The organism is Chryseobacterium sp. CY350 (assembly GCF_027945075.1).
Classification (GTDB): Bacteria; Bacteroidota; Bacteroidia; order Flavobacteriales; family Weeksellaceae; genus Chryseobacterium.
This window is the reverse complement of record NZ_CP116034.1, coordinates 2,330,976-2,355,240: the sequence shown is the minus strand read 5'-3', so window position 1 is coordinate 2,355,240 and position 24,265 is coordinate 2,330,976. Positions and strand designations below refer to the sequence as shown.

Genomic DNA, 24,265 nt, shown 5'->3' with positions numbered 1-24,265 from the left:
ATATGCTTTTAAAATTTATTATTTGTGTAGGAATACTCTTATTGATTCAGAAGTAGGCACTAAGTTAAATGCAGGGTTTGTAAAAACGACATTCTCTGCAGTCAGAAAAACAATAATATTCGGAAGCTTATCTATTTTGCTTGAATCAAACGTTGCGTCAGAAATTAATAGAACATCAATATTTCTGGTGATCTCCGAAGGGTTCTGAATGTGAATTATTTTTCTTCTTTTAACAATATAATTATTTTGTGCAATTTGTCTTTTTTCTTCATTTTTAATTAAACTGAAAATTCTTCGTCCTGCCTCCTGAAGTGTAAGTAAAATATCTTTCTGCCCAAAATCATCTGCGATATGTAAGATATTGGCATCTTTCGGAATATGTTTGTTCAGCTCAAAATAAGCTGATTTATTTATATTGAAATCATTTTTGACTTCTTTTACAACTTCCGTCTCTTTGTAAAGAAAGCTTAGAAACAGTTTCTTTTTAAAATAATTTTCGTCTTCAATTTCGTTTCGCAGTTTGGCAAATTCACTTCTGAAATAATAATTAATATTTTTCGCCCGTTCTTTATAAGTTGTTCCGAATGATAGATCATCCTTGCTAATTCTGTCGCCGACTTTTACAATAATATTACCGTCATAAATAATAAAGTCACCTTTTGGCAAAACCTCAGAATTTCCATGAATGTAGAGAGGTAAAATATCTAAACCAAATTCTTCGGCCAGATAAAAAGCACCTTTGTGAAATCGTTTTACGTCATTTTTATAAGATCTTTCGGCTTCCGGGAAAACGACTAAAGAATATCCCTGATCTATTTTTTCTTTTAATTTATTTTTTCCATTTTCGATGCCTTGAGAAACCGGATAAAATCCTAAAGCTTTTACCAATTTTCCAAAAACCGGGGAGTCGTACACCCAATCATTTACCAAATACACAATTTTATGAGTTGCCATTGCGATCGCTAAAGTGTCTAAAAAAGAAGTGTGATTTGCAATAATTATGGCAGGTTTACTAAAATCTTCTTTAGGATTGGTAAGAACTTTCTTCTTTACAAATGGGTTTCCGTATAAAACTGATGTTAAAAATTTAGCTAAAATTATTTTAATGATATCTAAAGTTTTTCCTTTTGAGTTTTTCACGAAAATGCTTCCGATTACCGAAAAAATCAATCCGCCCAAACCGTAATAAATAAAGAGCATTACAGAGTGTAAGAATAATCTTAAAGTAATTGGCGAAAGTCCTTTTTTAGCCCGGTTAATAATTAAGAATCTAAACCAGAACGGATATAAAACTGATGTAATGATGATCACAGAAAGCATTCCTATCAAAGCTACCAAAGCCAAAGAATGTAAAGCTGGATGTTTGGCAAAAATTAAAGAGCCGATGGATAAAATCGTTGTAAAAACTGCCAAAATAATCGAGATTCTATAAGTAGGAAGCTGATTTTTTCCTGTAGTATGCTCTTTTTGCATCGCCTGAGTCAGGAAAATACTGAAATCGTCTCCAACTCCAAATACCAAAGTACAGACAACGGTGCTGAAAATATTTAATTCTAAACCGAGAAAATAGAGAATTCCTGCTGTCACAACTCCGGTTAAGACAATCGGAAACATGGTAAGCAAAGTCAATTCGAAATTTCTGAAGAAAACAATAATTGTAAGCAGAATTGCCAGCAATGAATAATTAATCAATGTGTTAAAATCTCTTTTCAGCAAGCCCAAAAAGTTCTCATTCATCTGTTGACGGTCGATGGCGATGGCATCATGTTTCTTTTCAACATCTTTAATAAATTCATCTCTTTTTTTCTCGTCTACTTTTACCACATTCGAAACAGTGTAAAAACCATTTTCCTGACTGAGAAATTCTGAGATCTGAAGTGCATTTATTTTTTCGTAATCGTTTAAAGTTAGAGTGGAGTAAGTTTTATTTAAATTTTCATTAAACTGATCAAAAGCTGAAGAATTGAAACCAAATTTATTTCCATTGAAGGCCAATTCGGAAACGGCTTGTTCTTTTCTATTTTTATTCCAGAAGTTTTGCCAGATCTGTATTTTTTTTTGCTGATCTTCTTTGGATAAAACAACATTCCCAAGAGAATTGTAGCTTAGAATTTTGCCTTCCTGTTTTTCCTTCTCTAAAAACCGACTGAGATCCGAATTTTTTGTCAAAGCTTCTCCTTCCGAATTTCCGTAAGAAATTGTGTAGATAGATTTTGAAGTGATGTCGGAAAGCTTTTCTAGTTTTGCCTCACTTATTTTTAAATCTTTCGGAATGTAATTTAAATCGCCAATATCTTCATTAAAACCAACATGTTTAAACCCAAACAAACACGCAACAATTACAAGCGAACAGCCAATAATCAAAGTTTTGTTTTTCTCGTAAGGATAATGCCCGATTTTATCAATGAAATTGGTGTTTAACTTATCCGATTTCTCCTTTGGATGATACAGTTGCGGAACGATAATTAATGCCAAAACCGAAGAAAACAAAACTGTTATCGATGCGAAAAGTCCCAAATCTTTCAACGCTTCTGATCGTACAAAAACCAGGCACAGAAATGAAACAGCGGTCGTCGCGCTACTCAGAATAATGGGTTGGGTAATTTCTTTATAAAGCTCTTCAATATTATTGTTGTGCTTGTAATGCGTGAGAATGTGTAGTGCGTAATCAATTGTGATTCCAATCAAAATTGCTCCAACGCTCAATGAAATGGCCGAAATCTTATCTTTAATAAAATACAAAACCAGCAACGCCAGCAACACTGAAAATAAAGTAGGAAGAAAAATAATGATGGGCGTAAAAAAACTTCTAAAATAATAGATCAACAAAATCAGTAAAACTGTCATCGAAATAATAACCGTATTCTGAATGTCTTTTTTAATTTGTTGAGCGTTTGCCACCGCAATTACCGGTGAGCCGAAATAACTCAATTCCGTTTTTCCTTTGAATTCTTTGTTGAGGTTGTCTTTAATTTGATTGAGTTGATTAACAAAAAACTCGTTGTTTTTGGTATCGTTGCTTTTATTTTTGGGTTCGATGAAAAGAAGGAGATTTTTCCCTTCTTTAGTTACGACATAGTTGTCTTCTAGTTTGAAATCTTTGCTGATATTGAGCGCGTTTAGTTTTTTGATTCCTAAAAATGTGATTCCCAGCGGATCTTTTTTAATGAAATCTTTCGTCACCAGACTGGTCGGTGAAACCAACGAAACATAATTATTCTCAACCTGTTTTGCGATGCTGTCTTTATCAAGTTTTCTTTCAATCTCTCTGTAATCGTTTTCGTCTAAAAACAAAGGGAGATTCTGATTCACAAAATCAAAAGTTTCTGAAATCTCACTATCATTTACTTTCCCCTGTACCGAATTGATATATTTTGCCAGAGGTTTCGTTTTTTCTAAAAAATGATCAGCCGTTTCGGATAACTGAAATTGATCGTCATTTGATTTTTTTTCGATGATGACGATGATTTTATCTGAAAAGTTAAGTTGTTTAAGGATTTTTGCGGTAAGATCAGACTTTTCGCTTTTGGGAATAATTTGATTAATATCTTCTTCAAAATTAATTTTCGAAGCAAAAAAAAGACATAAAAGTGAAATTCCTAAAGCTGCTGCGATAGAAAGAAATCTGTTTTTGGCAATCAGATAATATAAATAAATGAAAAAGCGATGCATGAGATCCGAAATCAGGTTTGCAAATTTAATTTTTTATCGAGTAGTTTTAAAACATTTATAATAAGTTTTCATTGAAAATCAATAAAATATTCCATTTAAAATGAAAAAATCTTTTACTTTTGCAAAAGTTCCTTCTTATCTACTTATTATAAAACACGAAATTATTCTTAATCTGGGAACTGCTTTGTATGTTGAAAACATTTGATGAAAAATTAAACGGATTTCTGTTTGTAGTAATACTTCCATTTCTGCTTTTCGTGATGTCATATTATGGCTTCGAATCTTCGTATACGAAATTTAAAACATCTGAGAGACCACCGGATTTTTTATTTACTTCTGTTTATTCTTACCGCGTTATTCCCAATCAGCTCAGTATCTATATGACTGATTTTATGGAATATATGATCAATAATCATTTGGCGTCTCTTAAAAGCCTCCTAGTGAAGAACGGAACGCCCTTTTACCACGGTCTTTTTTTGATGAATCTATTCTTCCTGATTTTAAATTCAATTCTATTAAATGTTACTTTAAGATATTTTCCTAATTCAGGTGTGCTTGATGTGAATGTTAAACGTTTAGTGCATCTTTTACTGATATTTCTTATCATTCTTACACAATATACTCCGTCAAACTGTGATATGATTGCATTATTCTGTTATCTATCAGGAGTTTTGCTTACTTTAAAATATCTTCATACAGGGAATCAGAAGTTTTATTATATATTGGTATTTCTCATCATGTTGTCTACTTTTGTTCGGGAGACAGCATGTCTGAATATAGCTTTCTTTGCGGCGGTCACGTTCGATTTAAACCATTTTAGGAAGGGAAGTCTAAAGTTTATCTGGAAAATTATTCCGTTGATTATTGCCTTTTTGCTTCCTTATCTGGGTCTGCGAATGATTTTAAAAAACAGTGAGACAACTTTCGTGGAAGGTTTTTATATTGTCCAGAACTTTTCGAGTCCATTCAATCTCGCTGGATTGATTTTTTCGGTGATCGCTCTTCATTTTATGTTTAAACTCTGCATCATTAATGAAAACAAGATTGTCTTGCAGAAGTATTTGTTTTTTTCTCTACCTTATCTCGGTATGATAACATTGGTTGGGCTTTTTTGGGAAATCAGACTTTTTTTACCACTCATCCTCACAGGAGCTATCATAGCGTGCCACGATTTTAAAAACTATATTACAAAACCATGAGTTTACTGCATCCTTACTTTATTATAGCAATTATCTATATGCTTTTTTTTAGCATTCAGGAGGTTTTTGGCAATAAGGTCGAGAAAAAATGGTTTTGGTTTTTGGGCGTTTATTTGATTGTACTCGCGGGTTTTCGTGATAATGTGGGGCCAGATTACGGAAGTTATAAGATGATTTATTTCTACTCCGGATCGAAAGAATATATCAATATTTTCTTAAAAGCACTACACCTTGAAGGTTCAGAAAATGTAGATTTAGAATGGCTTTATGCTTTGATAAATAAGGTGTTGCTAAATGTTTTTAACGCACCATACTACATTCTTACTTTTGTGATCGCAATTTTTGCCATCTATTTTAAAGTTGAGTATACCGAAGATAACACGTTTTATCCTTTTACTTTTACGCTTTTTATGTTTATTCCCAACTTTTTTATTGGCGAAAGTGGGCAGATCAGGCAAAATTTGGGAACTTTCATCGTTTACTTCTCACTAAGATTCATCAAAGAAAGGAAGCTTCTTCTATATTTGTTTTGGATGTTTATAGCTACCGGAATTCATAATGTATGTTACCTTTTTTTACCGATGTATTGGCTCGTAAGGATTCCTCTAAATAAAACGATAATGCTGGTGCTGATTATTGCATCGGTCTTTGCCTCACCATTCGAAGTTTACAGGGTTTTCGGCGATTTTCTTACTAATATGTCTTCTGAAAGTATGCTTGTTGATGGTTTTAACGGATATATGGATGAATCTTCTCAAAGGTTAAATGGTGGTTTTGGTATTCCTGAAGTCATGCTGATGATCATTACATTTTTTCTGTTTGTTTTTGATGATAAGATGGTTAAAGAATATCCTTATTACGAATATCACAGAGTCTATGTAGTAATGGGAATCTGTCTGTATTTTATATTCAAAAATAATCCTATCTTTTCTTCAAGGCTTGCGGGAGCATTCATTGGCTTTTCTTATATCATCATCATCAATGCGATGTATGTAGTGCAAGCAAATACCAAAAAATTAATTTACACCTTTATTATTGCACTGGTATTTTTTAACTTTGTTGTTTTTTCAAGTTTCCAAAACATCATCGGTGGCAGATATACGATTGATCTCTATAAAAACTATATTCTGCCTTAATTATTAATCAGTTTTCTGCTTACTTTATTCTAAAATTTTTTCGACAGGCTCAATTTTTTAATGTTAAATAAAATTGACTTTCTCCATAACATATTATTCACATGTTATGGTACTTTTGTTGTATATTTATGAAATCAAATATGTATGAATATTGGATTACGATTAAATATTTAATAATATAAAGATTTAATGTTACGTCAATATTTATTATAATTACATTATTGTTAAGTTTAGTTAAATACGAGAAATGGTTTAATAATTACAATCTTAGGTCATGAATAATAAAGTAAACATCAGCCTTGTAGCATTATTTTGCTTAGTATCTACTCGTGCGTTTTCTAAAGTGAGTTTAGGAACCGAGAATGTTTTTTCTGCCAAAGAAGAAATACATGGTTATAAAAAGAGCGATACGATCGATCAAGTTTCAGGTAGGAGCGATGAAGCCACTGAAATTTTTTTGCGCGCAGGAGCAGTTTTAGACTATACAAAAGCGCCCAATAGCTATATTTTTGACCCTGCACAAAACGGTGAAGGACTTTTCATTCCTGTGAAAAAAGCTTACGAAATGTGGCGCAGTTACAAATATCTGGCTAGCGCAGGAACAATTAAGGGTAAAATGACAGCTGATGTTCTATGGGAAGATGTCCCTGGACTTATAAAATCAGGAACAAATTATAATCTTGAAATAATAGACTCGGGGGAAAATGGCAAAATAAAGGTCATGATCAATAAAGCCAAAAAAGGAAATGCTGTCGTAGCTTTCAGACTTAATGGAGAAATTTTTTGGTCGTGGCATATTTGGGTAACAGATGATCCGACGAATGGCTCAACTTACAAAAGCTTTTCAGCCGTAAGAAGAGAAAGAAGTGACGGAGTGATTGAAAATATTCCCGATTCCGAATGGAAATGGATGGACAGAAATCTAGGTGCCATTACTAACAGCAATACAAGAGGCGAATGGAACAGAAGTGGAGGACTGCTTTACCAATGGGGAAGAAAAGATCCCATCCCGCCTTTAGTTTTGAGGGGTAACGACTTTTACGAAGTTTCGGGATCTATTGGTAAAGTACGGCATCGTGGTGCAAAAAACTTTAATCAGGCAATAAATTTTGATGCACTCAGAAAATTTGTGCTGCTGTCTAATGCAACATTAGATAATAATATCCAACTTTCCGTCAAAAATCCTTTAAGCTTAATTTATGTGAATAAGGATGATAATTCTGGTCCGGCGTACTATAATAATAACGCCAATCTGATGGTCAATTGGTTTGGAAGATCCGCAAGCTTTGTAGACAGTAAGTTAACTGAGCTTAATCTTTGGTCTGATAACTCGAAAGGTAAACTGCCGACAAATTATAATCTTTCCAGCAGCAATGCACCTTATCGGGATAAGTCGCCTTTTGATCCTTGTCCCAATGGATGGAGAATTCCTTCGATGTTGGTTCCCAATCTCGCTTCAGGTTCATATATTGACGATATCAGGATAGATTATTCGCCTTTCGGAGTGCAAACAACTTTAGGTAAAAGTGCTTTTGAAACAAATGGATATCATATCATTAAGCCAAATGATACCAATGTTCCTGCTTTTATGACAGGATTTAAATTGTATGCAAATGTCGGTTTTGATCTGTCTAATGTCGGTGGTAATAATATGGGCGCATATCCCGGCACCGGACAGTTGGCGATTAATGCTCAGGGAGGGCAATATACTGACCAGCATCACGTTGCTTTGTGGACTGCTACATTAACCCGTTTTTTTGACACAACTCCTGCGGTAAGTGCAAGAGCATTATTTATGTTGCCGGATAAATATCAAAATGATATTCCAGATTCCGCAAATCCTACTATCAAAGGAAGATATTGGTATCAGCCGACAGCGACCGGAAAAACTTCGGATGCTAATGGATGCAGATGCATAAAAGATCCTCTATATGTGGTAAACGGATACGATTTTCCAACACAATATATAAATACAAATACAGAATATACGGAAGGTTTAAAAAATCCGAATACATATCAGCTAGTAAAAAATTCAACTGCGACTACTGTGGAAATCCCTGTGTCAAAAGCCTTTTCTGTTCAAAGTCAGCTTTTGAATAATTCTCAAATATTAAACCCGGCAAGTTTTAATGATCTTAAAGCAAATGTTTTATGGTCTACCAATGCTACTTTGATTAATGCAGTTTCAGTAACAAATCCTTCCCCAGCTTCCGTCTCAGGTCTCAGCAATTCTAAAATTTTGGTATCATTAAATCCAAATCAAAGCGGAAATGCAGTGGTTACTTTGCATAACGGAAGCATATCAAACCCTATATATTGGTCATGGCATATTTGGGTGACAGATACAGCGGTGGGTTCCTACAATTATACAACAGAACTTCCAAATGCTGTCGCTACCAATTATATCAACTATACACCTTTAGGCGAAATCTTAAAGACGGAATTTATGGACAGGAATCTCGGGGCAACTGATGCATTCCCAATCGTTGCAAACCCACTTGCTCCAACTCCACAAGAGTATGAAAAAATTAGAGCGTCTACAGGATTACAATATCAGTGGGGAAGAAAAGATCCTATACCGTCATTTCAATTTGCCGACAATCGCGATCCGTATAATATCTTTTTAGGAAATGTGGATGCGAATGGTGCTGTGGCTTACACTACACTTACTCCGTCAGCATATAATAATCTTTCAGGTTCTTATATTATCCCTTACGATACATACACCAACGCATCTAATGCAAATGTTTTGTCTACCGATAAAACTGCGGATAAAATAGCAAAAGTATTGTCGTATTCAGTGAGAAATCCTTTGTCTTATTTAATTCCTAGTTCATTAGCACCATATAATACAGCCGTTCCAAACTACACAAATGGAACCGATTGGTTACTGAACGAGCCTAATGCCGCAGCAGACCGTTGGGGACGAGGCGGTGAGAAGTCTCCTTTTGACCCTTGTCCGGAAGGTTGGAGAATTCCTGACGTTACGGGAGTCGCAATCATTACCAATCGTGATTATGGTCTTTCGCCTTGGTATAAAAAAGATAAGAAAGCAGCAACCAGTTATAGCATACTTAATGATTATTTAGGCATAAGAATTCAAAACTCATCAGCTTCCACGATAGGATATACTTTTAATGACGCAAGTTATTCTGTGGGAAGCTACCCAAATTCCGGTTCGCGTGGTATGAGAAGTGTAACGGCTAATCAAACAGCTCAGGGAACTTTTACTTTAAATAATTTCCAATATTCCGGTATCTGGACTGCAGCTTTAAATTCAAATTATATTGGCAGACCAATCAATTTGCTTTTTAATGCATCTTCAAATGCCATGATTGCCTTTCATGATAATAATGATCCTTATTTTGGAATGAATTGCCGATGTGTTAAAATTAAATACGATCAAAATGGAAACGAGGCCGGGCCAATTCCTGCCATTCCGGTTACTGCAGGCTCAACGGTAAAAGCACGCAATATTTTCACCGAAAAAGAGATTTCTCAAATTGCAAAAGAGGATAGGATCACATTATTTCCAAATCCGGTAAAAGATATCCTTTATATTAAAGCTACCGATCGTAGAGATTACTATTACCAAATTTATAATGCATCTGGTCAAATGGTTAAATCGGGAAAATTTGAAAACAGTCAGACAGATATTTCTTCATTAGTTTCTGGTGTCTATTTAGTTAGGGTAAATAATGCTGAAACGGTTGTGAAAATTATTAAAAGATAATTCATCGAACAGATCTTAAATGAATTAAAAGCAATACAGTCATCTGTTTTGCTTTTTTTATAATTAAAATATTATTCGTCTTATTTGAAACACTAAATTGAATAACTGATAAAATCTATTATTAGTAACACTTTTTTGTAGGTTATAAAATCTACTCGTCACTCCATTTAATGATATTAAGTTATCTAAATCAGTATCCAGACAGACTTCAGATTTTATTAATAAACATTTTTTCTTATTTCCATCATGCCCATACCATAAGAATTATCACAATTAAATGATCTCGAAAAAATTCATCTAATAAAAAAGCTTTACTTTTGCAAAAATTTAGAGGATGTCGAAAAATTTAGTAATCGTCGAGTCTCCGGCAAAAGCAAAAACTATTCAGAAATATTTAGGGAAGGATTTCGAAGTCAAATCGAGCTTCGGGCACATCCGTGATCTTCCGAAAAAAGGAATGGGGATTGACCTTGCCACCTTCAGTCCGGATTACGAAGTTTCTGCCGACAAGAAGAAACTGGTAACAGAACTAAAATCTGCCGTAAAGAAAGCCGAAATGGTTTGGCTCGCTTCCGATGAGGATCGCGAGGGTGAAGCAATCGCCTGGCATTTGGCAGATGAATTAAAACTGAAGCCAGAAAACAGAAAAAGAATTGTCTTTCACGAAATCACCAAAAATGCTATTCTTAAAGCAATAGAAAATCCGAGAGATATTGATCAGAACTTAGTTAATGCCCAACAGGCAAGAAGAGTTCTCGACAGAATCGTAGGTTTCGAAATGTCTCCTGTACTTTGGAAAAAAGTAAAACCGGGATTGTCAGCAGGTAGAGTGCAGTCGGTTGCAGTAAGACTGGTCGTTGAAAGAGAAAAAGAAATTCGTCAGTTTACACCAAAAGCAAGTTTTAAACTTGACGGCGTATTTTTAAATAAATCAGCGCAGGAAATTTCTGCCAAACTCAAAAAAGATTTTGAAAAGGAAGGAGATGCAGAGAATTTTTTAGAACTAGCAAGAACTACAGAGTTCAAAGTTCTCAATGTTGAAACTAAACCCGGAACGCGGTCTGCTTCTGCACCGTTCACAACTTCTACATTACAGCAGGAAGCTTCTTCAAGGTTAGGTTATAATGTGACCAACACGATGCGTCTGGCACAGAGATTATATGAAGAAGGATTCATTACGTATATGAGAACCGACTCGGTAAACCTTTCTCAGGAAGCGATTGACGGGGCTAAAAATCAGATTGTATCAGAATACGGGGCAGAATATTCGGCACCGAGAAAATATACTACCAAATCTTCTTCAGCGCAGGAAGCTCACGAGGCGATCCGTCCGACAGATTTTTCTGTTAAATCAATTAGTGATGTTCAGCTAAGCAAATTATACCAGTTAATTTACAGAAGAACACTGGCTTCGCAGATGGCCAACGCTAAGATAGAGAAAACGGTAATCGAAATCGGGAATGCAAAACTTCCTCAGCATTTTGAAGCGCAAGGAGAAGTGATCATCTTTGACGGTTTCCTTAAAGCATACGGAATCGTAAAAACTGAAGATGAAGACGAAGAAAGCAACGAAAAACTATTGCCGAAAGTTACAGTAGGTGAAGTTTTAGACTATAAAAAAATTACGGCAACAGAAAAATTTACCAGACCAAGCGCTAGATATACAGAAGCTGGTTTGGTGAGAAAACTGGAAGAATTGGGGATTGGTCGCCCGTCAACGTATGCGCCGACTATTCAGACCATTCAGAATCGCGAATACGTAGACAAAAGAGAGCTTGAGCCACAGATTCGTGAAGTGGTTAAAATTTCTTTGACTAAAGATAAAATCAAAAAAGAAGTTCTTGAAGACAAATTCGGGGGCGATAAAAATAAATTTGTTCCTACAGATATCGGTGAGGTAGTCAACGATTTCTTAACAGATAATTTCGCCGAAATCTTAGACTACGGTTTTACAGCGAGAGTAGAACAAAGTTTTGACGAAATCGCTCATGGCGACCAGAAATGGAAAGAAATGATGACCGATTTCTACTCAAAATTCCATCCCAGAATTGAAGATGTAGAAGAAAATGCAGACCGCGCCAACGGAGAAAGACTGCTTGGAGTTGATCCTAAGACAGGAAAAAATGTGTATGCAAGAATCGGAAGATTTGGGGCCATGATTCAGATTGGTGAGCAGGATGATGAAGAAAAACCGGTTTTCGCATCGTTGATGGCAGGGCAAAATATTGCCACCATCAATCTTGACGATGCTTTAGAATTGTTTAAACTGCCATTCGAATTAAAAGATTTCGAAGATCAGTCGGTGACCATTGGTGTCGGAAGATTTGGGCCTTATGTAAAATGGGGAGAAACCTACATCAGTATTCCAAAAGGTGAGGATCCGCTTTCTGTAGATCAAAAACGTGCAGAAGAAATTATCGCAGAAAAGAAACTTGCAGATGCACCTATTGCAACTTTTAAAGGTGAACCGATTACTAAAGGAACCGGGAGATTTGGGCCTTTTATCAAGTATCAAAGCATCTTTATCAATGTTCCGAAACGATATGATTTCGAAAATCTTTCTCAAAGCGACATCAATGAACTGGTAGAAGCTAAACTGGAAAAAGAAGCCAACAGATACATCCAACAGTGGGAAAAAGAGAAAATCTCTCTTGAAAACGGAAGATGGGGACCATTCATCAAATTTGGAAAAGCTATGTTCAAAATTCCAAAGAAAAAAGATGATACCAAATTTGAAGCAGACGAGCTGAAAGAAGTCACTCTCGATGAGGTTAAAAAGTGGATTACTGCACAAGATCCAAAAGCTTTTGCTGAAAAGAAGAAACCTGCAGCGAAAAAGCCTGCCGCAAAAAAAGCAACTACAGCGAAGAAAGCTCCTGCTAAGAAGCCAGCTGCTAAGAAATAATTAGTTTTAAATAATGAAAAGCACAGATTTTTGGTCTGTGCTTTTTTTGTTGCGTGCATGTGTATTTTATGCAATTGGCACGAGAGGGTCGCTCGCACCAGCGTTGTGTAATCCAAAATAAAATTAGGAAGTTGACGCTAACATAAAATCTTCTATTTCCCAATAATTATCATGCAATCTTAGTTTAAATACAGCAGTTCTACCGTAATAATCTTTTTTTATACGATGGTCAACAAAAACTAATGCTCTTTTTTTTGAAGTATCGAATACAATCTCTGAAAAATAGACAACACCTATCTCACATTCATTTGTACGCTTATCATACTCTGCCAGATCTAGAACTTTTGCGGTACACAAATTAAATTGATTAGCTTTTATAGTACTTCGTGTGCTTAATTTTTTAATAATATCTGTATTACTGGAAAATTCTTTTAAAAACTCCTTCCTTATTTTTATGGAATTTATATGAGCTTCGGGATGACCTGTAATAAAATTTTTACTACCTGTAGCAAAATCTGTATTTTTACTTTTAGTAGAATCTATATACAAATTGCAAAATTTTTCAGGATTATTAAAAATTTCGTTGTGCGCTTTTGTCTTCTCTTCGATATATAAATCATCATCGTGAACTCTTAAACTATCAAAATATCTTTTTTCACCTAAATAATCTTCTCTAAAAAAATAAGGTATCAACTGATCTGTTAAATCATTATATAGTTTTACATTAGTATCGGTTGATTGACTTACACATTTTTTCACTTCCTCCTTACAATTCGTAAGTAATAAGGAGGATAATAAAATCATAACTATTTTAGTTTTAAAATTCATAATATTCAGGAATTTTGGATTAAAAACATCATCTGCCTGTGCGAGTGTCTCACTCGTAACCATTATCAAAGAAACTTTAAAAAATTTCAGTGAAAATTTTCAAAAATCACAAAAAATGTTTTATCATTTACTAATAGTTTTCTTCAAAGAGAATCCTGTTTTGTTGTTTATCTTTTTTGTCCACATAAGGAACGCTTAATGTTATTTTGTTTTTGGTGTAAGTAAGAGAAATTGTATTGATTTCTTGTGTCTGAGCTCGTTTGAATTTAATTTCGTCAGGAAAAGTTCCGGTAAACTTTATTTGCGTAGCTTCTTTATTAATTTCTATATCTGCACCAGTTATATTGAACATTAATCGGTTCTTTTTAGAAGCCGTGTCTCTGAAGAGTTTTTCCGGAATCCACAGATTAAATCCACCTTTATCAACAACGAGATTTGACTTGAGGGTTTTGTTTTCCATATTCACGTTTTGAGTATAGGTCATCGGGATACCTTCTGCTTTTTGATTTGCTTCTCTGTCAAAAATTACCGTAATAGGAGATTTGAATATGTTTTGAATTGAATCTTTTTTAGGAATAATCTGTATACTTGTAAAAGAACTGGTGTTGGTAGCTCCCGAAAATTGATAGTTTTTATAGAAGATTTTCTCTGAAATCCTTTTTATTTCAGTTACCAAATGGTTTTGTTCGGTTTGATCGATAACTCCATCTTTGTCAAACCACAAGTTGTTAAGTTTAGGATAATAATTCTGTGCTGAAAAATTCACAAAAAGAATAAGAAGGATAAAGTTTAAAAATGATTTCATGTGTACTTTTTTAAGTTTGATTTAGCTGGATTCGTTTTATTAAATAAATCAAAAGTGATTGATGCTCAACATCCAAATATAATCATAAAACTCAAATTTAAATAAAAGAAAAATTTCTTCAAATCACTTACTCTAAGAAAACCCGAAAGTGCAGGATGCTCTGCACAGTCAATCCCATTACCTTGGCTGTAGAGAATTTTATGATATGGGACAGCCGAAAAACTTTTCACGTAAAGAATTTATACAGCTTGCTGGATTAGGTGTGGCGGCGGTGTTTTTTGGTTCTTCATTTACAGAATTATTATCTTCAGAAGGCAAACCTTATTTTAATCTAAAACCTATCGGACGATCACTAGAATTAGAAGGTTACTACATTTGGTGCTCTTCCCCGATTTGGGGTGAAGACGGGAAAGTGCATCTATTCTATTCCCGCTGGAAAAAAGAAAAAGGAATGGGTGGCTGGCTCAATGGTTCTGAAATCTGCCGTGCAGAAGCCAATTCTCCTTTTGAAGAATTTAAACATAAACAAATTGTTCTGGAGCCAAGAGGTGATGAATTTTGGGATGCAACAACCTGCCATAATCCTTTAATCAAAAAGGTAGATGATCAGTATTATCTTTTTTTCATGGGAAATTCAAATGGAAAAACGAATACCAAAAGAATTGGCCTGGCAACTTCAAAAAGTCTCGACGGAGATTGGCAAAGACCCGAAAAACCGTTGCTTCTTCCCGGAGAAAAAGGTGCGTGGGATGACCATTGCACCACAAATCCCGCTTTTGTAAAAGGAAATGACGGAAAATACTGGCTGTTCTATAAATCATGGAATACCGAGGAATACGAAACCCAAAGAGGAGCCGTGCGAGGAAACCGAAAGTATGGTTTGGCAAAAGCAGATTTTCCAGCCGGACCTTATAAAAAAGTATCGGAAAATCCGGTGATTGATTTTTCTTCTTTGCCCAACAACGCTCAGTTGGAAGACGCATTTATCTGGAAACAAAACGGAAAATTTCATATAATTGCGCGCGACATGGGATTTTTTAACCATGAATACGGTTTGCACTTAACCACAAAAGACGGTATAAGTTGGACGAAACCTGAAATTGCCTATCTCAATATGCAGCATTATATTAAAGAAGCAACACCGCCGAAACATTTGAAAAGATTCGGAAGACTTGAAAGACCGATGATTCTGATGAGTAAAGATGGGAAAAGACCTCAGTTTTTATTCGGAGCCACGCAGGGTGGAAAGTTTGAGACTTCTACGACTTTTGTGTTTGAGATTTTGAATACATGAAATTTATATCACACCCAACAATTGATTTTATACCAGATGTAGGTCTGAATTGCAAAATATAAACTCATAAGTCTGCTTACTCATTTTATTTTAATATTTTTGACCCTTAATAAGTATGTGAGTACATGAATTTTGAAGATTTTATTATTTCCCCAAGAAATTTCAGAACAGAAAACTGGCAGATCGGGAATCGGATTACCAAAGAAATAAAAGAAGACAGCATCGTTTTGCTTTTTGTTTCAGATTACAGAGGCGCCAATGGTGATGCAGAAGTGCAGGATTTTACAGCAGTAAGAAATGAATTTTACAAACTTTCAAAATTAGATTTTGAAATTCCGATCGTGGATCTGGGAGATTTGGTTTCCGGAAAATCTGTGGAAGATTCTCATTATATTCTGCAGGAGGTATTGTCTGAATGTCATTCTAAAAGAGCCATCCCGGTTATCGTTGGCGGATCAAATGATTTTGCTTTCTCTCTATTTTCAGGATTAAATTTTCATCAGCAAAATATTAATTATACTCAAATAAGCAATATTATTTCATTAAAACAGGGTGAGCGTATTGACGAACATACTTTTTTGAGCAAAATTTTAGGTTCAAAAAATTTCACCATAAAAAATTATCATCATTTGGGCTATCAGAAACATCTAAATGAAGCAGATTCTGTGAAGCTTATCAAAGAAGTTGAATTTGATATCATCCGTTTGGCAGAAATGATGAATACTACTGAAAAAACTGAGCCTTTTTTTAGAAAAGCAGATCTGGTTACGGTAAATTGTGATGCGATCGAAAGTTTCAGTGATGCTTTTTCGATGAATCCGCAGGTGAACGGTTTAAACAGAAGAGAAATCTGTGCCTTCATGAAAGAAATCGGTTTGAGCGAAAATCTGAAATCGGTAGGAATTTTTAATTACAATATTTATACTGAAAATCAGCTTAATCATCAACTTCTCGCGCAGATGATCTGGTATTTGATTGAAGGAATTAATATACAGCAATCTCATCCTAAAGAAAGGCATTATGAAATGTTTTATGTTTTAATAGAAGACAGACAATATGCTTTTAAGCGCGATACATTCAGCAATCTTTGGTATTTTGGCGACGATGAAAACATTGAAAACTGTATTCCGTGCTCCAGAAAAGATTTTGATGAAGCCAAAAAAGGCTGGCTGAGTGCAAGATTTACAAAAAGCTGATAGATGGCAAATTTTCCTTTAATTTCTATCATCGTTCCTGTTTATAATGTCGAAAATTATTTGGCGAAGTGTCTCGACTCTTTGGTAAATCAAACGTTTCATAATATTGAAATTCTCGTCGTAAATGACGGAAGCAGTGATCGGTCGGAGAAAATAATTCAGGATTATGCTCAGAAGTTCCCGAAAAAGATCAAAGCTTTCTCAAAGGAAAACGGCGGACTAAGTGATGCCAGAAATTTCGGGATTGACAGAGCGGCTGGAGATTATTTTGGTTTTGTAGACAGTGACGATTACGTGGCGCCAACCATGTTTGAGGAAATGCTGAATTTAGCTGTAAAACATCATGCTGAGATGGCTATTTGTAATATTCAAAAGGTAGACGAGCAAGGAAATGTTACTCAAAAGCTGACGCAAATTCCGAATATGCCCGAAAAAATTGATTTGGCAGCGCACTTTTCGGTCTTTTCAGATTTAAGCTATTTTGCCTGCAATAAATTGTTTAGGAAGGAACTTTTCGCTGAGAAAAGATTCAAAAAAGGTATTCATTTTGAAGATATTCAGTTGATTCCGCAGTTGTTGCTTGAATGCAAAACGCTGGCACAAACGCAAAATTTTCATTATCAATATCTGGAGCGTACAGATTCTATTTCTAAAAGCCATACAGAAAAAGGTCTTGATATCCTGAGAGCGGTAGAAAATGTGGAGGTTTATTTTGCAAAATCATCTTATGCATCAAATAAAAAAGAGCTCAAAAATTTTCAGATTCTGGAAGGTGTTTACACGTTTTTAGCTTATTTGGCTTACGTAAAAGATGAGGCAATTTTCTTCAAAATGTCACACCATTTGAAGATTTTTATGCAGCAAAGAAATATTAAATTTAAAGATATATTGGTTTACAGTCGTTTTGATAGGAATTATCTTTTATCTTTGCCACTGAAAAAAAAAATTTTTTATCTGCTGTTTTTTTCCGGACAGAAAAAATTGATAAGAAAACTAATCTAAACACAAATGGAAAGCAATTTGTCAACTTGATAAAAAGACTGACAATGGTTTCGTTAAGACTTTGAGGGTAACTAAGCCTGAATAAGTACTTAAATAGAAAAAAAATGAAGAATTTTGAACTGTTCTTAGATCACTCTGGAATTTCTATTTTTTACATGAAAATAGGCTTGGGTTTTCTATTCTCTTTTTTAATCACCTTTTTCTCTATTCCCACTATTACTAAAATTTCCAGAAGAAAAAACCTGATGGATGAGCCGGGAGTGAGAAGTTCGCACATGCGGAAAATTCCTAATCTGGGTGGTATCGCAATATTTTACTCAATAGGAATCTGCACTTCTGTGTTTGCATATGAGCTTTTCGATTTGTATAAGTTTCTATTTGCGTCACTGGTTATTCTGCTGTATGTAGGTGTGATGGATGATATTGTCGTGATGCGTGCTTATAAAAAGCTTGTAGCTCAGATTATTGTGTCTGCTTGTATCGTAATCGGTTCAGATGTAAGAATTAGAAATCTTTTCGGGATTTGCGGAATCTATCAGATCAACTATCTCGTCAGCGTCATATTTACAATTGTTACTTTTATTATTTTAATCAATGCATTTAATCTTATTGACGGCATAGACGGTTTGGCCGCAGGCTATTCTCTGATTTGCAGTGCACTTTTTGGTATTAGTTATTACCGATTGGGACCGTATAATTTTCCTCTGGTAGTTTTATCAGTAATTATCATTGGGTCGGTTCTTGCGTTTCTGTATTATAATCTTACAAATTACAGATCTGCAAAAATATTTATGGGGGATACTGGGTCAATGCTTTTAGGGTTTCTATTAGCTTTTACATGTATCTGTTTTATAGATATTTTTATTGACAGACAGCTGCCTTTCGTGCCAAAATATCATCTGAAATCTGCCCCTGTTATTGCTGTTGCAATTTTGATTTTGCCGATTGTAGATACTTTGAATGTAATTCTTATTCGTTTATGGAATAAAAAATCTCCTTTTTTAGCAGATAAAAATCACATTCATCACAAGTTGTTAAGACTCGATATAACTCATAAAAGATCAAGTTTTTATATCATATCCTACTATCTATTTATTGTTGGTACAGCCTATATTTTTAGGCACACGAATGTAAATCTGTTATTAGGGATAGTTTTGGCACTTGGTTTTGCCGGCGCTTATCTGCCCGATTTCATATACTCGCTTAGAAATAATAGATTAAAACATAATAATTAAATTTCTATTTTTGCAAACTATATTAATTTATGATGAAATTTTATAAATACCCTCTGTTCCTACTCCTAACATTATTCCTAACATCTTGTATTACAACAAAAGATGTTAAATATATGCAACCAAGTGAAAGTCTCGTTCTTAACGAAGAAGGACTGATCCCGTACAATATTCCTATTTACAGAATCACAAAAAACGATATGTTTATTTTGAATATTGTAACCACTCCTAAAGGTGATGCTGCACAGTTTTACTCTAGTTTAAATGCTTCTAGTGGCTCCGGGGGAGGTAGCACTACTGGAGCAGGCTCTGCAGGTGCAGGTGGCGGAGGTAATGCATATCTCTATACAAATGGTTTAAAAGTCGATTCTAATGGGGATATTTATGTCTTCGGGATCGGCTATCTAAAGGCAGAAGGAAAAACTATTGAAGATCTTGCTAAGGAAATTCAAGAAAAGGTAAATGAAAATTTTCAGGAAGGCAAATCTGAAGTTAGACTCAATATTGATGGTATCACATATTATGTATTAGGTGACATAGAAACTGTCGGAATTACCGGAGAAAAAAAAGCTCATAAAAATACGCTGACTCTTACTGAAGCTATCTCAATTAATGGTGGACTCAACAGAACTGTTGACCGCAAGAATATTGTTGTTTATAGAAAATTCCCTGAAGGTATTAAAAAGGCCCAGATAGATCTTACCCGCGAAGATGTGATGAATTCTCCTTACTACTATGTACAAAATGGTGATGAAATATTTTTAACTACCCAAAGACGTAGCTTAAACGGATTCGGAAAAGATCCTCTACAAACTGTTGTAAGTGGAGTTTCAATAATTACTACAGCATTATCAATTTATCTACTTCTAAAAAACCTTTAATTATGATTCCAGGAAAAGATGTATCGGTTGATAAAAGTGCAGCTCAAAAAGAAAAATTCGGAACTTTTGCTTTATTTGATATAGAACATTTTTTAAGAAAGCTCTTAAAAAATTGGTATTGGTTTGCATTCATGTTTTTCATTGGTTATGGAATCTCATGGTTTTATGCTAAATATTATGCGCAAAACATATATTCCTCCAATCTGTCTTTAAGCATTTCCAGCAGCACAGCAAGCTATTTTACTCCCAATCAATCTATTAATTTTATTTGGGGGCAAGGTGGTAATCAGGATGGGGTATACTTAAAAAAAATGCTCTTATCACGATCTCATAACGAGTTTTTGGTTCAGGAACTTAATCTATTTGTAAATTATCAGACGAAGGGCCTCATAAAGTCTACTTACCTCGATAAAGATGATTCTCCGGTTTTTCTTGAGGTTGATAAGAAGCATTTACAGCAAGTAAATTATCCAATCACAATAATTCCGAAAGGTGGCAATTCGTACGAAATTGTTTTGCCGGATGAAGGTGAGTCTACAAATCTATATTCATACGACTATGAGGGTTTTCAGAGTATTAACAGTTTTGCACGACCAAAAAACAAAACTATTAACGTAAATGAATGGTATACTACTCCCAACTTAAGATTTAGATTAATTCCGAATCCTATTGCTAAACCAATTAAGTTCGAAAATGTAATAGTTAGTTTATCTACAGTTAATGATACTGTAAATGGTATAGTTTCTACGGTGGGTGTAGATTTTGATAAAGAAATCAATACAATTATGATTATCTCCAAAACGGGTTTTAATCTTAATAGTACAGTCAACTTTTTGAATAAATCTGTTAAAGAATTACAGAAAAAAAGATTTATTGATAAAAATACGGTTGATAAAAATACAGAAGAATATCTGAAAGAAAGTCTTACAAGCATCAGAAAACAATTAGATTCTAGTGGAAATGTTCTTAATTATTTGAAATCTTCTGAAAAATTGTATGATATAGAAAACCGCGATGAAAAATCTTTAGAAGAAATCAAAAAACTGGAAACTAACAAAGCCGATATTTTGAGTAAAATGACTTCGCTGAGTAATATTCGAAACTCTGTGGAAACACAAAGTTTTGATAAGATGATCAGCCCATCTGCTGCAGGTTTTGATGATGGTATGTTTTCGGCTTCTGTTACAGAACTCAAGGCTTTATATTTAAAAAGAAGAGAGTTAGCTACAATCTACACTCAGAATTCTGAGCCAATGAAAGAGATCAACAGGCTCATTAATGATGCGAAGCAAAACTCTTCAGGTTCTTTACGAAATATCTATAATGTATATACAGATCAGCTTAGAAAAATCGATCAGCAAATCGGGGTAGCCAATTCAGATTTATCTACATACCCTGAAAAGCAAAGGAAATATCTCGATGCTGAGCGCGGATATAATATGATTGAGGCAACGTACAACAGTCTGCTTACCAGACAGAATGATAGTAAAATGAGATTGGCAACCAACCAACCCGACATTACTGTTATTGATCCTGCTAAGAATTTGGGACAAGGTCCGATAGGGCCTAATGTTAAAGGTACAAAAATGGCGATAATAGGAGGAATGCTTGCTTTTCCGTTTGTATTAATCTTAATTGGTGGCCTTTTAGACAGTAAAATAAGAAATATTAAAGAACTTCTGAGTGCTACAAAAATTCCGTTGCTTGGAGTAATAGGAAATAACACTAATGAAAATATGCTTACGGTTTTAGATCATCCAAAATCGTCTGTTTCGGAAGCTTTCAGAGGCATTAGGGCTAATATGAGATTCCTTGCAAGTGAAGATGGAAAAAGTAAAGTTATTTTGATTACATCATCTGTAGGTGGCGAAGGCAAGACGTATGTTTCTATCAACTTGGCTTCTGTATTGGGTTTAAGTGATAAAAAAACAATTTTGCTGGGAATGGATCTTAGGAAGCCTAAAATTTTTGGAGATTTTAATATTGATAATAAAAACGGTATTTCAAATTATCTTACGGGTGAGGTTACCATTGATCAGATTATCAACAAAACAAAGATTCCTAATCTTGATGTTGCAACGGCCGGACCGATTCCTCCAAACCCATCTGAGCTTTTGATGAGTGAAAGAAATATTAAATTGATTGAAGAACTGAAAACACGTTATGATTTTATTATTATAGATTCTCCACCAGTTGGTTTGGTTGCAGATTCTTATGATTTGATGAAATACTCAGACGCCAATTTGTATATCGTGCGTCATGAGTACACAGAAAAATACATGTTGAAAATGATCACTGAAAAATATCATAATGAAGAGATCAAACACCTTGGTTTTGTTTATAATGACTACATAGTGAAACAAGGTTATGGCTATGGATACGGTTACGGATACGGTTATGGATACGGTTATGGGTATTTTGATGAAGACAAAAATTATAAAGAACCGTTTTTAATTAAAATAAGGAATTTTGTAAAAGCATATCTTGACAGAAAATAATTGTTGCAAACCCATACATAATGGGTTTGCTGCTATTAAAAGACCCAATTCTGTTAAAAAAAGAATAATTTCGCCACTTTGTCGTTTAGTTTATAACAAATTATGTTTTTTTGTTTATTTTTAACGAAACATTAAGATTATCATTAATATAAAAATGTTTTATATTTGCAAAAATTAATTTTTAAAATAACCATAAATCCATATTCTTCTATGAATAAAAAATTATTGTTTAGCTTTCTTACCCTCTTAGGTACAATGGTAAGTGTAAAGGCACAAAGAAATGAATTGGGAATTCGTCTTGGCATGAGTAATTTAGTAGGCGATATAGGGAATACCAATTACATTTTGCAGCAACCATTGGATTTGGATAGAGCTTCAGAATGGGGATTTCCTTTTTATGGTGGTTTGTTATATAGATTTAATTTTAACCCTCATCAGACTGTACGAGTAGATTTAGGTTACAATCAGATTCAGTTTAGTGACAAGGCTGCAAAAGAAGAGTATAGAAGAAACAGAAATTCATATGGGAAAAACAATGTTTATGAAGCAAGTGTAGTTTTCGAATATAATTTGTTTCCTGTGAATAATGAGCAATTAAGTATGATAAGTCCGTACATTTTTGGAGGAATTGGAGGGATAATGTTTGATGCACCCAAGGCAACTTTGAATCACGACTTCAGACGAAATGCAGACGGAGTAGCACAGGCTCCTATTGATGAATTAGATTTTGTGACGACTACAGAATATACAATGGGTAGGAAAACCGTAGCGCATATCCCTTTTGGAGTTGGATTAAAATATAAATTTAATCACGGTTGGGCAGTCTTTGCAGAAGCTACATTCAGACTTGCATTGACAGATCAGCTTGATCATAGCAAAGTACTTGCTAAAGATGTTGTTTCAAATTATAATGCAGATATTTTAAGTCCTGCTACCGGAGGATCGCTATTGCAGACTGGCGATTACTTTATTGTATCAAAAGAAAGAGAAGCTGCCTTTATAGGAAGTAGAAATATAGGTGATCTGGAGTCAAGAGATTGGATGAATACCTTTAGTTTAGGATTGACCTATTCTTTCGGAAGACCACCATGTTATTGTGATTAATTTAGTATGTCATTGATTAAAGAAAAAATAAGTTCCGAGAATTTACCGCAACATGTAGCCATCATTATGGATGGCAATGGAAGATGGGCAAAATCTCGCGGTGAAGAAAGAACGTTTGGTCATAAGAATGCAATTGATGCCGTAAGAAATGCTATCAATGCTTGTAATGAAGTTAATATTCCGTATCTCACTCTGTATACCTTTTCCTCAGAAAACTGGAAACGACCTACCGACGAAGTGAACACATTAATGAGTTTACTCACCGAAACTTTGCTTTTGGAGGCAGAAGAAATCTTCAGTAAAGGTTTAAGAATGCATGTGATTGGTAATTTGGATAAATTACCAATATTAGTAAAAGAGCAACTTCTTAAAGTTGTAGAACTTACAAAAGAAAACACAAAAGGAAATTTGGTTCTGGCTATCAGTTACGGTTCGCAGAACGAAATCCTTAATGCAGTTAAAAACATCAGTACCGACGTGAAAGAAGGTACACTTGATGTAGAAAATATTGATGAAAAATTATTTGAGAATTATCTCTATACAAAAGATTTTCCACCTGTAGATTTGTTGATTAGAACCAGTGGCGAAATTAGAATAAGCAATTTTCTGCTTTGGCAGATCGCTTATGCAGAACTTCAGTTTCTGAATGTTTTGTGGCCAGATTTCACAAAAGATATTTTTTTCCAGTGTATTGTAGATTATCAAAACAAGGAAAGAAGATATGGCCTTACAGGCGAACAGATACAAATCCAGTAATTTAAGAAAAGAAAGATTAAGATA

15 protein-coding genes are annotated in these 24,265 nt (G+C 34.5%); 12 read left to right on the top strand and 3 right to left on the bottom strand.

The features are described 5' to 3' along the window. Positions 1-18: 18 nt before the first annotated feature. Complete coding sequence (locus tag PGH12_RS10860) at positions 19-3,672, bottom strand: MMPL family transporter (RefSeq protein WP_267596905.1); 3,654 nt, start codon at positions 3,670-3,672, stop codon at positions 19-21. Between the two features lie 188 nt (positions 3,673-3,860). Here PGH12_RS10860 and PGH12_RS10855 point away from each other — a divergent pair, with 188 nt between their 5' ends. From PGH12_RS10855 to topA, 4 genes are all read left to right on the top strand, one after another. Continuing rightward, a complete protein-coding gene (locus PGH12_RS10855; RefSeq protein ID WP_267596906.1) occupies positions 3,861-4,871 on the top strand; it encodes a hypothetical protein in 1,011 nt (336 codons plus the stop codon). Beyond that, positions 4,868-6,007 carry an EpsG family protein gene (locus PGH12_RS10850; RefSeq protein ID WP_267596907.1) on the top strand — a complete coding sequence of 380 codons (1,140 nt, stop codon included), beginning with the start codon at positions 4,868-4,870 and terminating at the stop codon, positions 6,005-6,007. The genes PGH12_RS10855 and PGH12_RS10850 overlap by 4 nt, the downstream gene beginning before the upstream one ends. Positions 6,008-6,281: 274 nt before the next feature. Further along, positions 6,282-9,740 carry a T9SS type A sorting domain-containing protein gene (locus PGH12_RS10845; RefSeq protein ID WP_267596908.1) on the top strand — a complete coding sequence of 1,153 codons (3,459 nt, stop codon included), beginning with the start codon at positions 6,282-6,284 and terminating at the stop codon, positions 9,738-9,740. A gap of 334 nt (positions 9,741-10,074) precedes the next feature. Then, a complete protein-coding gene (topA, locus tag PGH12_RS10840; RefSeq protein ID WP_267596909.1) occupies positions 10,075-12,645 on the top strand; it encodes a type I DNA topoisomerase in 2,571 nt (856 codons plus the stop codon). A gap of 123 nt (positions 12,646-12,768) precedes the next feature. On the opposite strand, the gene PGH12_RS10835 is transcribed toward topA, so the two are convergent. Both PGH12_RS10835 and PGH12_RS10830 read right to left on the bottom strand, forming a co-directional pair. Then, complete coding sequence (locus PGH12_RS10835) at positions 12,769-13,473, bottom strand: hypothetical protein (RefSeq protein ID WP_267596910.1); 705 nt, start codon at positions 13,471-13,473, stop codon at positions 12,769-12,771. A gap of 130 nt (positions 13,474-13,603) precedes the next feature. Continuing rightward, entirely contained in the window at positions 13,604-14,278 is a 675-nt protein-coding gene (locus PGH12_RS10830) for a hypothetical protein (RefSeq protein ID WP_267596911.1), read from the bottom strand. 205 nt (positions 14,279-14,483) lie between these two features. On the opposite strand from PGH12_RS10830, the gene PGH12_RS10825 reads away from it, so the two are divergent. From PGH12_RS10825 to uppS, 8 genes are all read left to right on the top strand, one after another. After that, positions 14,484-15,572, top strand: a complete 1,089-nt coding sequence (locus PGH12_RS10825; protein ID WP_267596912.1) for a glycoside hydrolase family protein — start codon at positions 14,484-14,486, stop codon at positions 15,570-15,572. Positions 15,573-15,697: 125 nt separating this feature from the next. Then, a complete protein-coding gene (locus tag PGH12_RS10820; protein ID WP_267596913.1) occupies positions 15,698-16,768 on the top strand; it encodes a formimidoylglutamase in 1,071 nt (356 codons plus the stop codon). A gap of 3 nt (positions 16,769-16,771) precedes the next feature. Then, positions 16,772-17,770, top strand: a complete 999-nt coding sequence (locus tag PGH12_RS10815) for a glycosyltransferase (protein ID WP_267596914.1) — start codon at positions 16,772-16,774, stop codon at positions 17,768-17,770. 104 nt (positions 17,771-17,874) lie between these two features. Continuing rightward, entirely contained in the window at positions 17,875-19,005 is a 1,131-nt protein-coding gene (locus PGH12_RS10810) for a glycosyltransferase family 4 protein (RefSeq protein ID WP_267596915.1), read from the top strand. Positions 19,006-19,034: 29 nt separating this feature from the next. Next, a complete protein-coding gene (locus PGH12_RS10805) occupies positions 19,035-19,883 on the top strand; it encodes a polysaccharide biosynthesis/export family protein (RefSeq protein ID WP_267596916.1) in 849 nt (282 codons plus the stop codon). Positions 19,884-19,885: 2 nt separating this feature from the next. Continuing rightward, positions 19,886-22,381, top strand: a complete 2,496-nt coding sequence (locus PGH12_RS10800) for an exopolysaccharide transport family protein (RefSeq protein ID WP_267596917.1) — start codon at positions 19,886-19,888, stop codon at positions 22,379-22,381. Positions 22,382-22,591: 210 nt separating this feature from the next. Beyond that, on the top strand, positions 22,592-23,485 hold the full coding sequence (locus tag PGH12_RS10795) for a DUF6089 family protein (protein WP_267596918.1): 894 nt from the start codon (positions 22,592-22,594) through the stop codon (positions 23,483-23,485). 6 nt (positions 23,486-23,491) lie between these two features. Then, on the top strand, positions 23,492-24,241 hold the full coding sequence (gene uppS, locus PGH12_RS10790; protein ID WP_267596919.1) for a polyprenyl diphosphate synthase: 750 nt from the start codon (positions 23,492-23,494) through the stop codon (positions 24,239-24,241). Positions 24,242-24,265: the final 24 nt, after the last annotated feature.

Bases quoted from the DNA above. Each gene is read 5' to 3' on its own strand.
- PGH12_RS10805 (WP_267596916.1), top strand. From the start codon at position 19,035: ATGATGAAATTTTATAAATACCCTCTGTTCCTACTCCTAACATTATTC.
- PGH12_RS10860 (WP_267596905.1), bottom strand. From the start codon at position 3,672: ATGCATCGCTTTTTCATTTATTTATATTATCTGATTGCCAAAAACAGA.
- uppS (WP_267596919.1), top strand. From the start codon at position 23,492: ATGTCATTGATTAAAGAAAAAATAAGTTCCGAGAATTTACCGCAACAT.
- PGH12_RS10800 (WP_267596917.1), top strand. From the start codon at position 19,886: ATGATTCCAGGAAAAGATGTATCGGTTGATAAAAGTGCAGCTCAAAAA.
- PGH12_RS10830 (WP_267596911.1), bottom strand. From the start codon at position 14,278: ATGAAATCATTTTTAAACTTTATCCTTCTTATTCTTTTTGTGAATTTT.
- PGH12_RS10815 (WP_267596914.1), top strand. From the start codon at position 16,772: ATGGCAAATTTTCCTTTAATTTCTATCATCGTTCCTGTTTATAATGTC.
- PGH12_RS10810 (WP_267596915.1), top strand. From the start codon at position 17,875: ATGAAGAATTTTGAACTGTTCTTAGATCACTCTGGAATTTCTATTTTT.
- PGH12_RS10850 (WP_267596907.1), top strand. From the start codon at position 4,868: ATGAGTTTACTGCATCCTTACTTTATTATAGCAATTATCTATATGCTT.
- PGH12_RS10835 (WP_267596910.1), bottom strand. From the start codon at position 13,473: ATGAATTTTAAAACTAAAATAGTTATGATTTTATTATCCTCCTTATTA.
- PGH12_RS10820 (WP_267596913.1), top strand. From the start codon at position 15,698: ATGAATTTTGAAGATTTTATTATTTCCCCAAGAAATTTCAGAACAGAA.
- topA (WP_267596909.1), top strand. From the start codon at position 10,075: ATGTCGAAAAATTTAGTAATCGTCGAGTCTCCGGCAAAAGCAAAAACT.
- PGH12_RS10845 (WP_267596908.1), top strand. From the start codon at position 6,282: ATGAATAATAAAGTAAACATCAGCCTTGTAGCATTATTTTGCTTAGTA.
- PGH12_RS10855 (WP_267596906.1), top strand. From the start codon at position 3,861: ATGTTGAAAACATTTGATGAAAAATTAAACGGATTTCTGTTTGTAGTA.
- PGH12_RS10825 (WP_267596912.1), top strand. From the start codon at position 14,484: ATGGGACAGCCGAAAAACTTTTCACGTAAAGAATTTATACAGCTTGCT.
- PGH12_RS10795 (WP_267596918.1), top strand. From the start codon at position 22,592: ATGAATAAAAAATTATTGTTTAGCTTTCTTACCCTCTTAGGTACAATG.